Annotated in this window: 11 protein-coding genes; 8 read left to right on the top strand and 3 right to left on the bottom strand. The window is 52.7% G+C overall.

Annotated features, from left to right (window positions below):
* Positions 1–129: 129 nt before the first annotated feature.
* Positions 130–345 carry a 50S ribosomal protein L31 gene (gene rpmE / locus ACF2G4_RS13840; RefSeq protein WP_215848184.1) on the top strand — a complete coding sequence of 72 codons (216 nt, stop codon included), beginning with the start codon at positions 130–132 and terminating at the stop codon, positions 343–345.
* A gap of 78 nt (positions 346–423) precedes the next feature.
* Here the strand turns inward: rpmE and metJ are convergent, their stop codons facing one another.
* Entirely contained in the window at positions 424–741 is a 318-nt protein-coding gene (gene metJ, locus ACF2G4_RS13835; protein WP_215848185.1) for a met regulon transcriptional regulator MetJ, read from the bottom strand.
* 270 nt (positions 742–1,011) lie between these two features.
* On the opposite strand from metJ, the gene metB reads away from it, so the two are divergent.
* The 3 genes from metB to metF all read left to right on the top strand — a co-directional run bounded on the left by metB (position 1,012) and on the right by metF (position 5,718).
* Positions 1,012–2,172 carry a cystathionine gamma-synthase gene (gene metB, locus ACF2G4_RS13830; protein WP_409074992.1) on the top strand — a complete coding sequence of 387 codons (1,161 nt, stop codon included), beginning with the start codon at positions 1,012–1,014 and terminating at the stop codon, positions 2,170–2,172.
* 2 nt (positions 2,173–2,174) lie between these two features.
* On the top strand, positions 2,175–4,610 hold the full coding sequence (locus tag ACF2G4_RS13825) for a bifunctional aspartate kinase/homoserine dehydrogenase II (RefSeq protein WP_409074991.1): 2,436 nt from the start codon (positions 2,175–2,177) through the stop codon (positions 4,608–4,610).
* Positions 4,611–4,821: 211 nt separating this feature from the next.
* Positions 4,822–5,718: a methylenetetrahydrofolate reductase gene (gene metF / locus ACF2G4_RS13820; protein ID WP_215848187.1), complete on the top strand. Its 897-nt coding sequence runs from the start codon at positions 4,822–4,824 to the stop codon at positions 5,716–5,718.
* A gap of 129 nt (positions 5,719–5,847) precedes the next feature.
* On the opposite strand, the gene ppc is transcribed toward metF, so the two are convergent.
* Both ppc and argE read right to left on the bottom strand, forming a co-directional pair.
* Entirely contained in the window at positions 5,848–8,499 is a 2,652-nt protein-coding gene (gene ppc, locus ACF2G4_RS13815) for a phosphoenolpyruvate carboxylase (protein ID WP_243080008.1), read from the bottom strand.
* Between the two features lie 371 nt (positions 8,500–8,870).
* Positions 8,871–10,019, bottom strand: coding sequence for an acetylornithine deacetylase (gene argE, locus ACF2G4_RS13810; RefSeq protein ID WP_409074990.1), 1,149 nt, complete (start codon positions 10,017–10,019; stop codon positions 8,871–8,873).
* Positions 10,020–10,186: 167 nt separating this feature from the next.
* Here argE and argC point away from each other — a divergent pair, with 167 nt between their 5' ends.
* From argC to argH, 4 genes are all read left to right on the top strand, one after another.
* Positions 10,187–11,191, top strand: a complete 1,005-nt coding sequence (argC, locus tag ACF2G4_RS13805; protein ID WP_332625912.1) for an N-acetyl-gamma-glutamyl-phosphate reductase — start codon at positions 10,187–10,189, stop codon at positions 11,189–11,191.
* A gap of 18 nt (positions 11,192–11,209) precedes the next feature.
* Positions 11,210–11,986, top strand: a complete 777-nt coding sequence (argB, locus tag ACF2G4_RS13800) for an acetylglutamate kinase (protein ID WP_409074989.1) — start codon at positions 11,210–11,212, stop codon at positions 11,984–11,986.
* A 24-nt stretch (positions 11,987–12,010) separates the two neighbouring features.
* A complete protein-coding gene (locus ACF2G4_RS13795) occupies positions 12,011–13,228 on the top strand; it encodes an argininosuccinate synthase (RefSeq protein WP_215848190.1) in 1,218 nt (405 codons plus the stop codon).
* 91 nt (positions 13,229–13,319) lie between these two features.
* On the top strand, positions 13,320–14,693 hold the full coding sequence (argH, locus tag ACF2G4_RS13790) for an argininosuccinate lyase (protein ID WP_332625914.1): 1,374 nt from the start codon (positions 13,320–13,322) through the stop codon (positions 14,691–14,693).
* Positions 14,694–14,722: the final 29 nt, after the last annotated feature.

Raw genomic sequence — 14,722 nt, 5'->3', positions numbered from 1 at the left:
CTGTATAATATGCCGCCTTCGATGAGAAAGTGCTCGTCGGGGTACACCATTAATTGTTCAACAGCGTGTGGTGCTGCGCGGGTTTAAAACCTGGCGCGGAGAGCGACACGGCCTTAAATGAGGTTTCCCATGAAAAAAGGTATTCACCCAAAATACGAAGCAGTTACCATCAACTGTACTTGCGGTAACGTGATCCACACCCGTTCTACGCTGACTCACGAGCTGAACCTGGACGTTTGTGGCCAATGCCACCCGTTCTATACCGGTAAGCAGCGTGAAGTGACCACTGGTGGACGTGTTGACCGCTTTAACAAGCGCTTCAGCGTACCAGGCAGCAAAAAATAAGATTACGGCATTCGAATCTGTTCGATTCGACGGCAAGAAAAAACCCAGCTTCGGCTGGGTTTTTTTATGCGTAACGATTTAGTATTCCCAGGTGTCTGGATTGATACCCATATCGCGCATGATCTTTTTCGCTTCTTCTGGAATTTCATCACTGCGTTCTTTGCGCAAATCCACGTCGTCCGGCAGCGGTTGCCCGGTAAAGGCATGTAAAAAGGCTTCGCACAGCAGTTCACTATTGGTGGCGTGACGCAGGTTATTCACCTGACGACGGGTACGTTCATCCGTCAGAATCTTCAGCACGCTCAACGGGATAGACACTGTAATCTTTTTAACCTGTTCACTCTTTTTACCGTGCTCAGCGTACGGGCTGATATATTCGCCGTTCCATTCAGCCATGGGTTACCTTAATCAATAAAAGTTAAATGTTAGGAAATCAGTGAATTATGCCTGATTTTTTAATGCCTGACCCCTTAATGGCGGGTTTTTCTCCGTTCAACCGGTGTAAATCAATCTTGAACGCCAGGCAATGACGCGTAATTTTAGCGGGTATTGCGATTTTGCTCAATCTATACGCAAAGACATTTAGATGTCCAGATGTATTGACGTCTAATTAAGGAGTGCTATCCTGTTGCCTTCTTATTCCACACTTCAGGAACAGTTAGCACCATGACGCGTAAACAGGCAACCATCGCAGTTCGCAGCGGTTTGAATGATGACGAGCAATATGGCTGCGTTGTCCCCCCGATTCACCTCTCCAGCACTTATAACTTCCTTGATTTTAACGAGCCACGCGCTCACGACTATTCACGCCGTGGAAATCCTACGCGTGATGTAGTGCAGCGCGCGTTAGCCGAACTGGAAGGGGGCGCAGGCGCGGTATTAACCAATACCGGTATGTCAGCGATTCATTTGGTGACAACGGTGTTCCTGAAGCCAGGCGATCTGTTAGTCGCACCACACGACTGTTACGGTGGCAGCTACCGCTTGTTCGATAGCCTGAGCAAACGCGGTGCTTATCGCGTGAAGTTTGTTGATCAAGGCAATAAAGCCGCCTTACAGGCTGCGCTGGATGAAAAACCGAAACTGGTGTTGATAGAAAGCCCGAGCAACCCGCTGCTGCGCGTGGTCGATATTGCTGCTATTTGCGAAGCCGCGCGTGAAGCGGGTGCCCTCAGCGTAGTCGATAACACCTTCCTGAGTCCTGCATTACAAAATCCGTTGGCGTTGGGCGCAGATTTGGTGGTGCATTCCTGTACTAAATACCTGAATGGCCACTCCGATGTGGTGGCGGGCGCGGTGATTGCCAAAGAGCCACAACTTGCAACCGATCTTGCCTGGTGGGCGAACAATATTGGCGTTACCGGCGCTGCTTTTGACAGCTATTTGTTGTTGCGTGGCCTGCGCACATTATCGCCACGCATTGCTGCGGCACAACGTAATGCACTCGCAATTGTTGATTACCTAAAGCAACAGAAATTAGTGAAAAAGCTGTATCATCCTTCGCTGCCGGAAAACGCCGGGCACGAACATGCGGTACGTCAACAGCGCGGTTTTGGCGCCATGCTAAGTTTTGAAATTGACGGTGACGAAGTATTGCTGCGCCGTTTTCTAAAAGCATTACAGTTGTTTACGCTGGCAGAATCACTTGGCGGCGTAGAAAGTTTAATTTCTCACACCGCGACCATGACGCACGCCGGCATGTCAGCGGAAGCGCGTGCAGCAGCGGGTATTTCCGAAACGCTGCTGCGTGTTTCTGTGGGTATCGAGGATCACGAAGATTTAATCGCCGATTTGGATAATGCATTCCGGATCGCTGCCGAGGGTTAAGCATGACGATTTCAGCAGGCGCGGGAACGCCGAACAGTAAGCAGTTGCACAAATTTGGTGGCAGTAGCCTGGCGGATGCGCGTTGCTATCAGCGTGTAGCCAATATTATGGCGGACTACAGCCAGGCGGGCGACTTGATGGTGGTTTCGGCGGCAGGTTCAACCACCAACCAGTTGATCAGTTGGCTGAAGCTGAGCCAAAGCGATCGGCTGTCGGCGCATCAAGTGCAACAGGCTTTACGACGTTATCAAAGCGAACTGATTAGCGCGCTGCTGCCTGTTGAAATTGCCGCATCCCTTATTACCCGGTTCATTCGTGATTTAGAAAAACTCGCCGGGCTGCTGGATGGCAACATCACCGAAGCGGTCTACGCAGAAGTAGTGGGCCACGGTGAAGTTTGGTCAGCGCGGTTAATGGCGGCGGTGCTGAGTCAGCATGACATTGAAGCCTGCTGGCTGGATGCGCGTGATTTTCTGCGTGCAGAGCGTGCAGCACAACCGCAAGTAGATGAAGGTAAATCGTGGCCGCTGCTGCAATCGTTGCTGGCGCAGCATCCGCATAAGCGCATCGTCGTGACCGGGTTTATCTGTCGTAACGAGGCGGGTGAAACGGTGCTGCTGGGCCGTAACGGCTCCGACTATTCCGCCACCCAAATCGGTGCGCTAGCGGGTGTGGGTCGCGTCACCATCTGGAGCGATGTCGCCGGTGTTTACAGTGCGGATCCTCGTAAAGTTTCTGATGCCTGCTTGCTGCCGCTGTTACGTCTCGATGAAGCCAGCGAACTGGCACGTCTTGCCGCGCCGGTATTGCACACTCGCACCTTGCAGCCCGTTTCCGGTAGCGATATCGACCTGCAATTGCGCTGTAGCTATCAACCCGAACAAGGTTCCACACGTATTGAGCGCGTGCTGGCATCCGGCACGGGTGCTCGTATTGTCACCAGCCATGACGATGTTTGTTTGGTTGAAATTCAACTGCCAGAACAACATGATTTTGCCATTCTGCACAAAGAAATCGATCTGCTGCTGAAGCGTGCGCAATTGCGCCCGTTGGCGGTTGGTGTGCATCCCGATCGTCAGCTGTTACAGCTTTGCTATACCTCAGAAGTGGTCAATAGCGCCTTTATGCTTTTGCAAGATGCCGGTTTACCGGGTCATTTGCAGCTGCGTGATGGCTTAGCATTGGTGGCGTTGGTAGGCGCAGGCGTGACGCGTAACCCGCTGCATACGCATCGCTTCTGGCAGCAACTGAAAGATCAGCCGGTTGAATTCGTCTGGCAATCAGAAGATCACATCAGTGTGGTCGCGGTATTGCGCGTGGGCCCAACTCAACATCTGATCCAGGGCCTGCATCAGTCGCTGTTTAGGGCAGAGAAACGCATCGGCCTGATTTTATTTGGTAAAGGTAATATCGGTTCACGCTGGCTAGAGTTGTTCGCGCGCGATCAAGAAACGCTTTCTGCGCGTACCGGCTTTGAATTTGTTTTGGCGGGAGTGGCAGACAGCCGCCGCAGCCTGCTGAGTTATGAAGGGCTTGATGCCAGCCGCGCATTGGCTTTCTTTGACGACGAAGCGGAAGAGCGCGATGAAGAGTCCTTGTTCTTGTGGATGCGCGCGCACCCGTTTGATGACTTGGTGGTGTTAGATGTCACCGCCAGCATACCGTTGGCGCAGCAGTATCTTGATTTTGCCAGCCACGGTTTTCACGTGATTAGCGCAAACAAAGTGGCAGGTGCATCTGACAGTCAAACCTGGCGTCAAATTCGTGATGCTTTTACCAAAACGGGTCGCCACTGGCTTTACAACGCGACTGTCGGCGCGGGTTTACCGATTAACTATACGGTGCGCGACTTGCGCGACAGCGGCGATACTATTTTATCGATAAGCGGTATCTTCTCTGGCACCTTGTCCTGGCTGTTTCTGCAGTTTGACGGCACGGTTCCGTTTACCGATCTGGTGGATCAGGCCTGGCAGCAAGGTTTAACCGAACCCGATCCACGCGTTGATCTTTCTGGTCAGGACGTGATGCGCAAACTGGTGATTCTGGCGCGCGAAGCGGGGTATAACATCGAACCCGATCAGGTTCGAGTGGAGTCCCTGGTGCCGCACAACTGTGAAAAAGATTCAATCGACCATTTCTTTGAGAATGGCGAAGAACTGAATGAGCAGATGCTGCAGCGGTTTGAAGCCGCACAGGAGATGGGTTTAGTGCTGCGCTATGTGGCGCGTTTCGACGCGAATGGCAAGGCGCGCGTGGGCGTCGAAGCGGTGCGCCCAGAGCATCCGCTGGCTTCGCTGCTGCCATGTGACAATGTCTTTGCCATCGAAAGTCGCTGGTATCGTGATAATCCGCTGGTGATTCGTGGACCCGGCGCGGGACGCGACGTTACTGCTGGCGCAATTCAGTCTGATATCAACCGCCTTTCTCAACTGCTTTAATCTTTAAGGCAGGCGCATTCGTCGCCTGCCTTCACTTCATGTTGCCGCCTCCAGATGAATTTCACTCATGTTGTTTGAATATTTGTCACCGTTTTAAATCATTTATAAGTTGACGCTTCGCCAGGAATCGTTCATTTTGAGCATCTGGACGTCTAAACGTATGGATGTTCGCAGTCCGATAGTTAACCGAAGTGATCGATGAGGTAGCAGGATGAGTTTCTTTCATGCCAATCAGCGCGAAGCGCTAAATCAAAGCCTGGCAGAGCTGAACGGGCAAATTAATGTCTCTTTTGAATTCTTTCCGCCTCGTACCAGCGAAATGGAAGAGACGCTGTGGAACTCTATCGATCGTCTGAGCAGCTTGAAACCGAAATTCGTTTCAGTAACGTATGGCGCGAATTCGGGCGAACGCGATCGTACTCACAGCATTATTAAAGGCATCAAAGATCGCACCGGCCTGGAAGCGGCCCCGCATCTGACTTGCGTTGATGCTACGCGTGATGAGTTACGCGCTATTGCGCAGGATTACTGGAACAACGGTATTCGTCATATTGTGGCATTGCGCGGTGACCTGCCGCCTGGCGGTGGCAAGCCAGAAATGTATGGCTGCGATCTGGTATCGCTGCTAAAAGAAGTCGGTGATTTCGATATTTCTGTTGCGGCTTACCCGGAAGTGCATCCGGAAGCCAAGAGTGCGCAGGCTGATTTGATCAACCTGAAGCGTAAAATCGATGCGGGTGCGAACCGTGCGATTACGCAATTTTTCTTCGACGTTGAAAGTTATCTGCGCTTCCGCGACCGCTGCGTATCAACCGGTATTGACGTTGAAATCGTACCGGGCATTCTGCCTGTTTCTAACTTCAAGCAGTTACAGCGTTTCGCCACGATGACTAACGTGCGTGTACCGGGATGGATGAGTGCCATGTTTGCGGGTCTGGAGGATGACGCTGAAACGCGCAAAATGGTGGGTGCCAACATCGCCATGGACATGGTGAAGATCCTGTCACGCGAAGGCGTGAAAGATTTCCACTTCTATACGCTGAACCGTGCCGAAATGAGTTATGCGATCTGCCATACCTTGGGTGTGCGTCCAGCCATCGCGGTATAACTTTTCTGTTATAAAAAAGCCGGGCAATAAGATTGCCCGGCTTTTTTGTTTCTTAATCTCAGCAGATTACCTACAAGAGGGAATAGCGAAGAAGGGGAGCGACGAATCGCAATCCCCGTTCCATCATCATTAACCGGTATTGCGCATACCTGCCGCCACACCTGCAATAGTCACCATTAACGCCTGTTCAACGCGAGCATCTGATTCATCACCGCGCGCTTCCTGCGCACGTGAGCGATGTAGCAGTTCAGCTTGCAGGACGTTGAGTGGATCGGTATAGACGTTACGCAGCGCAATGGATTCGGCAATCCATGGTTGGTCCGCCATCAGATGCGCATCGTTGGCGATGGTCAGCACCGCTTTGATATCAGAATCGAGTTGATCGCGCAGCTGTTTACCCAGCGGCCACAGCGATTTGTCGACCAGACGTTGATCGTAATATTCCGCCAGCCATAAGTCAGCTTTAGAGAACACCATTTCCAACATGCCGAGACGCGTTGAGAAGAAAGGCCAGTCACGGCACATCGCTTCCAGCTGATCTTGATGGCCCGCTTCCATCGCCTGTTGCAGCGCCGCGCCAGCACCCAGCCAGGCAGGCAGCATCAAGCGGTTCTGTGTCCAGGCAAAAATCCATGGAATTGCACGCAGCGACTCGACGCCGCCGGTTGGACGGCGTTTCGCCGGGCGCGAACCCAGCGGCAGCTTGCCCAATTCTTGTTCCGGTGTTGCCGAACGGAAGTACGGGACAAAATCTGGGTTTTCCCGCACGTAACCGCGGTACATGGCGCAAGAGTCAGCAGAGAGCTGATTCATAATGTTACGCCACTCCGTTTTTGGTTCTGGCGGCGGCATCAGGTTCGCTTCCAGAATGGCACCGGTGTAGAGCGAAAGACTGGCGATAGTCACTTCTGGCAAACCGTATTTAAAACGGATCATCTCGCCCTGTTCAGTCACGCGCAGGCCACCTTTCAGGCTGCCCGGCGGCTGTGACAGCAAGGCAGCATGCGCTGGTGCACCACCACGGCCAATCGTGCCGCCGCGTCCGTGGAACAGCGTCAGCGAAATGCCGGCTTTTTCACAGGTTTTGATTAAGGCATCTTGCGCCTGATATTGCGCCCAGCTGGCGGCCATTACGCCGGCATCTTTCGCCGAGTCGGAATAACCAATCATCACCATCTGCTTGCCCTGAATGAAGCCGCGATACCAGTCAATGCTGAGCAGTTGGCTCATGACATCATTGGCGTTATTCAGGTCATCAAGCGTTTCAAACAGCGGTGCAACCGGCATGGCGTAATTGATACCCGCTTCCTTCAACAGAAGATGCACGGCCAGCACGTCAGAGGGCGTTTTCGCCATTGAAATCACGTAAGCAGCAATGGAACCTTGCGGCGCTTCAGCGGCAACGCGGCAGGTTTCCAGCACTTCACGCGTGTCGTCACTTGGCTCCCAGCTTCGTGGCAGCAGCGGACGCTTGGAGTTGAGTTCACGGATCAGGAACGCTTGTTTGTCCGCTTCTGACCAATTTTCATAATCACCAAGGCCGAGGTAGCGCGTAACTTCAGCAATCGCTTCAGTGTGGCGCGTGCTTTCCTGACGCAGATCGATACGTACCAGCGGCACGCCAAAACATTTCACGCGGCGCAGCGTATCCAGCAACTGACCGTTGGCGATAATGCCCATGCCGCATTGCTGTAGCGATTGATAAATGGCGAACAGCGGTTGCCAGAGTTGATCGTTGGAAACCAGCAAATCAGCCGGGCGCGGCAGTCGTTCGCCTTTCAGGCGACGTTCAAGAAAGGATTGCGTCGACATCAGCTGGCTGCGGATGCGCTTCAGAATCATGCGATAGGGCTCAATCGCTTCGGGATCGCCGCACAGGTCGCGCACTTCATCGCTGCATTCTGACATCGACAGTTCGGAAATCAGCACACCAATATCACGCAGGAACAGATCCGCAGCTTTCCAGCGACTTAGCTGCATGGCATGACGCGTAATTGCGGCGGTAACGTTAGGGTTACCATCACGATCGCCACCCATCCACGACGTAAACTGCACCGGCACAAAATCCACCGGAAGTTTGATGCCGAACGCTTCTTCAACCTGTTCATTCAACTCGCGCAGGAAAGCCGGTACGCCTTCCCATAAGCTGTTTTCCACCACCGCAAAGCCCCATTTGGCCTCATCGATAGGCGTTGGGCGATATTTACGAATTTCATCGGTATGCCATGCCTGCGCGACCAGTTGGCGCAGGCGGCGCATGATTTGGTTGCGCTCGTAATCGGAAATGTCGCTGTGATCAAGCTGCTTTAAACAGCTGTTCACTTCCACCAGCTTGTGAATCAGCGTGCGGCGCGTAATTTCGGTTGGATGCGCTGTCAGCACCAATTCCAGCGACAGCGATTCAATGGCTTCACGGATAGCGCTTTCGCTAATGTCTTTCTGCTGCTTGAGGCTTTCAAAAGTTTTTTTCAGCAGTTCCGGGTGGTTCGCCCCTTCGCCGCTGTGAGAAATAGTTTGATACTGTTCAGCCACATTGGTGAGGTTAAGGAACTGACTAAACGCACGCGCGACGGGCAGAAGCTCGTCATTAGACAAATTTTGCAGCGTGTTCAGCAGTTCCTTGCGATGAGTGTCATTTCCTGCACGGGATGACTTGGACAGTTTGCGGATGGTTTCCACCCGGTCGAGGATGTTCTCTCCAAGCGCATCCTTAATCGTATCCCCGAGCAGTTTGCCGAGCATACTGACATTACTTCGCATTGCGGAATATTGTTCGTTCATTTGACCCTGACACCCTTATCGTCTTAATAAACTTCTACACCCAGCCGTTTTCAGGCCGCAAAAAAAAGCAGACAACTTTTACTTTTCTCAGTCACAACCGCGTGTCGCTTCTGAGGATTCGCTCAGTTGCTGCCTTTCTGCAATCTGAAATTGTTTGGATAATCACCCAATGGGCATAACATCGTCTTTTATCTAGCCACGTAATGCTTCATTCGTCAATTGACTTAAAGTGAAGCAAACGTGCAGCTAAATGACGGAAATTCATAGAATTTAACTGACAGGAAGCGGGATAAGTTATTCTTATTGCTAAATCCCACAGAATGACGGGGCATTTTGCTGTTAATACAGTGAAATGCCCCATTTGATGTTAATCAGTGACAAAAATGCTGCACGACCTGATTTATCAGCTCACGAGTCGGCTTAATAAATGCAGTATCAATAAATTCATCTGGCTGGTGTGCCTGATTAATTGATCCTGGGCCTAAAACCAAGGTTGGGCACAATTGCTGAATAAAAGGCGCTTCGGTGCAGTAGTTCACCACTTCAGTCGGCGTACCCAGCAATTTTTCCACCACTTTCACCAGTTCATGATTGGCAGGGCATTCATATCCGGGAATCGGCGGATGCAGTTCGCCTACCGTAATGCGACCCGGCCAGCGCGCACTTACGGGTGCCAGCGCGTCGTTAAGTAATTCGTCTAAATCACTCAGTGTCAGACCCGGCAGCGGACGAATATCCATGTGCAGTTCACAGCAGGCACAAATGCGGTTTGCCGCATCACCACCATGAATATGGCCAAAGTTCATGGTTGGATAGGGAATCGCAAATGCGTCATGGTGATAACGCTCTTTCAACGTGTTACGCAGCTGCATTAAATGACCAATGGCATCATGCATCAGCTCAATCGCATTCACGCCGCGAGAAGGATCGCTGGAGTGGCCCGACTGGCCCTGAACACGAATCGCATTGGAAAGATGGCCTTTGTGAGCGCGTACGGGTTTCAGCGAAGTCGGCTCGCCGATGATCGCGCAATCTGGACGCAACTGAGTCGACTCAGAAAAATACTTAGCGCCCGCCATGGTGGTTTCTTCGTCAGCGGTGGCCAGAATGTAGAGCGGTTTGCTTAGAGTGGTCACGTCCACATCACGCAGCGTATCGAGAATGAAAGCAAAAAAGCCTTTCATATCGGCAGTGCCTAAACCGTAGAGCTTGTTGTCATGCTCAGTTAGCGTGAAGGGATCACGCGTCCAGCGCCCATCGTCGAAGGGGACGGTGTCGGTGTGACCGGCGAGCAGCAGCCCGCCAGCCCCAATTCCGGTGCGGGCCAGCATGTTGAATTTATTGCGCGTGCCGGGTACCGGCTGCACTTCAACGCTGAAGCCGAGGTCACGGAACCAGCCGGCCAACAAATTGATTAAAGTTTCATTACTCTGATCCAGCGCAGCGTCGGTTGCGCTGATTGATGGCGTAGCGATCAACTGGCGGTACAGTTCGATAAAAGGCGGTAATTTTGACTTCACTGTTGACGGTCCTTGAGTTAGGATGTATCAATATTCATGCATTAATAGTGAATAAAAATACATAAACGTCGTCTGCATGTGAACCTAAATTTTCTGCAAACGACATCGTGGGCAACGGGGCAAGGCCGCGACCCGGAACGTGTGACTGTAAAAAGGTATACAGCCTGATGTTGAATACGCTGATCGTTGGTGCCAGTGGTTACGCTGGCGTAGAGCTTGCCACCTTCCTGAATCGCCATCCACATATGAACATAACCGCTTTGGCGGTTTCAGCGCAAAGCCCTGACGCCGGAAAGCGCTTATCTGAACTTCATCCACAGCTAAAAGGTGTGGTTGATCTGCCGCTGCAACCGCTCAGCAGTGCAGCTGAGTGGGCAGATAAAGTCGATGTGGTGTTCCTGGCGACTGCCCACGAAGTTAGCCATGATCTGGCGCCGGAATTTCTTAAGGCCGGCTGCGTGGTATTCGATTTGTCAGGCGCTTTCCGCGTTAACGATGGCAACTTCTATACCCAATATTACGGTTTTACTCATCAGCATGGCGACTGGCTGGATAAAGCAGTTTACGGCCTGGCTGAGTTTCAGCACGAGAAAATTAAAGAAGCGCAGCTGGTCGCCGTGCCGGGTTGTTACCCAACGGCATCTCAGCTGGCGTTGAAACCGCTGTTGGATGCAGGCCTGCTGAATGAGGCGCAATGGCCAGTGATCAACGCGACCAGCGGCGTGAGCGGTGCAGGGCGTAAAGCCAACGTGGGCACCAGCTTTTGCGAAGTGAGTTTGCAGCCTTACGGACTGTTTAATCATCGTCATCACCCCGAAATCGTGGCGCATCTTGGTACGCCGGTGATTTTTACCCCACATCTCGGCAGCTTCCCGCGTGGAATTTTGGCCACAATCACCTGCCGCCTGAAAGCAGGCGTGAGCCGCGAAGATATCGCGGAAGCGTTCCATAACGCCTATCACGACAAACCGCTGGTGCGGGTTTACGAAGAAGGCGTTCCGGCGTTGAAAGCGGTGGTTGGCCTGCCTTATTGTGATATTGGTTTTGCCGTACAGGGCGAGCATTTAATTGTGGTCGCAGCCGAAGACAATTTGCTGAAAGGTGCTGCGTCGCAGGCGGTGCAATGCATGAACATTCGTTTCGGCTTCCCTGAAACGCAGTCACTGATTTAACGGACGAGTGAATTAACGATGAGCAATCCCTTAATTATCAAGCTTGGCGGCGTGTTGTTGGACAGCGAAGAAGCGCTGGCCCGTTTGTTCGATGCGCTGTTGACTTACCGCACCGCGCATCAGCGCCCGTTGATCATCGTTCACGGTGGCGGTTGCCTGGTGGACGAGCTGATGAAAAAACTCGCGCTGCCGGTAAAGAAAAAAGACGGTTTGCGCGTCACGCCTGCCGACCAAATCGACATCATCACCGGTGCGTTGGCAGGAACCGCCAACAAAACGCTGCTGGCGTGGGCGAAAAAATATGGCATTAATTCTGTGGGCCTCTGTGTGGGGGATGCCGGTTTAGTGAATGTGGCGCAGTTCGATGAAGAGCTAGGACATGTTGGCAATGCCACGCCAGGCAATCCTGCGTTACTCAATACCTTGCTGAATGCGGGATATATGCCCGTTGTCAGTTCAATCGGTATTACCGACAGCGGCGAGCTGATGAACGTCAATGCCGACCAAGCCGCGACCGCGCTGGCTGCAACTATCGGTGCCGATTTAGTCTTGCTATCAGATGTCAGCGGTATTCTGGACGGCAAAGGTCAGCGCATCGAAGAGATGACCGCTGAAAAAGCTGAACAGTTAATTGCCCAAGGCATCATTACTGATGGCATGATTGTTAAAGTGCACGCGGCGCTTGATGCCGCCCGCACGCTGGGCCGCCCAGTGGATATCGCCAGCTGGCGTCACGCTGAGCAACTGCCTACTCTTTTTAACGGCGTGTCGATTGGCACCCGGATTCTCGCTTAACGACTCTGATTCAAGGATTACGAAATGCAAACGCAAGGCATCAAAAAAATCGTTCTGGCTTACTCCGGTGGCCTTGATACTTCAGCCATCATTCCATGGCTGAAAGAGAACTATGGCGGCTGTGAAGTGGTCGCGTTCGTGGCAGATATCGGTCAGGAACGCAGCGATCTGGAAGGCGTTGAAAAGAAAGCGCTACAGTCGGGTGCCTCAGAATGTCACGTTGTTGATCTGCGTGAAGAATTTATCAGTGATTATGTCTATCCCGTGCTGCAAACTGGCGCACTGTACGAAGGCACTTATCTGCTGGGCACCTCAATGGCACGTCCAATCATCGCGAAAGCACAGGTGGAGCTGGCGCTGAAAGTGGGTGCTGATGCGCTGTGCCACGGCGCTACTGGTAAAGGTAATGACCAGGTGCGTTTCGAAACCACCTATACCGCGCTGGCCCCACAGCTGAAAGTGGTTGCGCCATGGCGTGAGTGGGACCTGCGTTCACGTGAAGCGCTGCTGGATTACCTGAAAGAACGCAACATTCCAACCACCGCGTCACTGGAAAAGATCTACAGCCGTGACGAAAACGCGTGGCACATCTCTACTGAAGGTGGCGTGCTGGAAAGCCCGGCAAACGCACCAAATAAAGATTGCTGGGTATGGACTGTTGATCCACTGGAAGCGCCAGATCAGCCAGAAGAAGTGACCGTGACCGTAGAAAAAGGGCGTGTGGTCGCCGTAAACGGCGAGAAACTGAGCCCGTTCCAGTGTCTGGAAAAACTGAATGTGCTTGGCGCGAAACATGGCGTGGGGCGTATCGATATCGTAGAAAACCGCTTGGTGGGCATTAAATCTCGCGGCTGCTACGAAACCCCAGGCGGCACCATTATGGTTAACGCGCTGCGTGCGATTGAGCAGCTGGTTCTGGATCGCGACAGCTTCAAATGGCGTGAACAGCTGGGTCATGAAATGTCTTATGTTGTTTACGATGGTCGCTGGTTCGCACCGCTGCGTAAATCGATTCAAGCCGCAGCCGAATCGCTGGCGGAAGAGGTGAATGGCGAAGTGGTTCTGCAGCTTTACAAAGGCCAGGCGACTGCCACGCAGAAGCGTTCTGCAAACAGCCTCTATTCAGAAGAGTTTGCGACCTTCGGCGAAGACGAAGTGTACGATCACCGTCATGCCGGCGGCTTCATCCGTCTGTTCTCGCTCTCTTCACGCATCCGTGCCCTGAACGAGCAGAAGAAGTAATTCGCAGGCGAGGTCAGCCTCGCCTCACAGCATGACATCAGGGGCGGCATTTATGCCGCCCTTCGTTTAACGATTTGAAGGAGATTTCCACATGGCACTTTGGGGTGGACGGTTTACCCAGGCAGCAGATCAACGTTTCAAACAGTTTAACGACTCGCTGCGCTTCGACTATCGCCTGGCAGAGCAGGATATCATCGGCTCAATCGCCTGGTCCAAAGCGTTGGTGACGGTGAACGTGCTGAGCAGTGACGAACAACAGCAGCTAGAAGCCGCGCTGAATACGTTGCTGGAGGATGTACGCGCGAATCCTGAGCAGATTTTGCAGAGCGATGCCGAAGACATTCATAGCTGGGTTGAAGGTCAATTGATTGAGAAAGTCGGTGCGCTGGGCAAAAAACTGCACACCGGCCGCAGCCGTAATGATCAGGTCGCAACTGACCTGAAACTGTGGTGCAAAATGCAGGTTGAAGCGCTGCTGGGCGCCACGCGTGAATTACAGCAAGCGCTGGTGGTGACGGCAGAAGCGAATCAAGACGCTGTGATGCCGGGTTATACCCATTTACAGCGTGCTCAGCCGGTAACGTTTGCTCACTGGTGTCTGGCTTATGTAGAAATGCTGGCACGTGATGAAAGCCGTTTGCAGGATACGCTGAAGCGTCTGGACGTTAGCCCGCTGGGCTGTGGCGCGTTGGCGGGCACCGCGTATGAAATTGATCGTCAGCAGTTGGCGGGTTGGTTAGGTTTTGCCTCCGCGACACGTAACAGCCTGGATACGGTTTCGGATCGCGATCACGTGCTGGAACTCTTATCTGACGCTGCAATTGGTATGGTGCACTTATCGCGCTTCGCCGAAGACCTGATTTTCTTTAATACCGGTGAAGCTGGCTTCATTGAACTGGCAGACAAAGTTACCTCCGGCTCATCGCTGATGCCACAGAAGAAAAACCCGGATGCGCTGGAATTGATTCGTGGCAAATGTGGCCGCGTGCAGGGCGCTTTAACGGGCATGATGATGACCCTGAAAGGGCTACCGCTGGCGTACAACAAAGACATGCAGGAAGACAAAGAGGGATTGTTTGACGCATTGGATACCTGGATCGACTGCCTGCATATGTCTGTGCTGGTGTTGGACGGTATTCAGATAAAACGCCCACGTTGCCAGGAAGCGGCCGAGCAAGGTTATGCAAACTCCACCGAGCTGGCGGACTATTTAGTGGCTAAAGGCGTGCCGTTCCGTGAGGCGCACCATATCGTCGGTGAAGCCGTTGTTGAGGCGATCAAGCAAGGTGTGGCGTTAGAAGCGTTGTCACTGGCACAGCTGAAGCAGTTCAGTGCGACCATTGAAGAGGATGTTTATCCGATTCTTGCACTGCAATCCTGCCTCGACAAGCGTAATGCGCAAGGTGGCGTTTCACCGCAGCAGGTCGCTCGCGCCATTACGGAAGCAAAGCAGCGTTTAGCGTAAAAGCGTAAATCGCAGATAAAAAAAAGCGG

This window comes from Pantoea phytostimulans, assembly GCF_046118715.1.
GTDB lineage: Bacteria > Pseudomonadota > Gammaproteobacteria > Enterobacterales > Enterobacteriaceae > Pantoea > Pantoea phytostimulans.
Note: the sequence above shows the minus strand (reverse complement) of the source record. Positions and strands in the feature narration are given on the sequence as shown.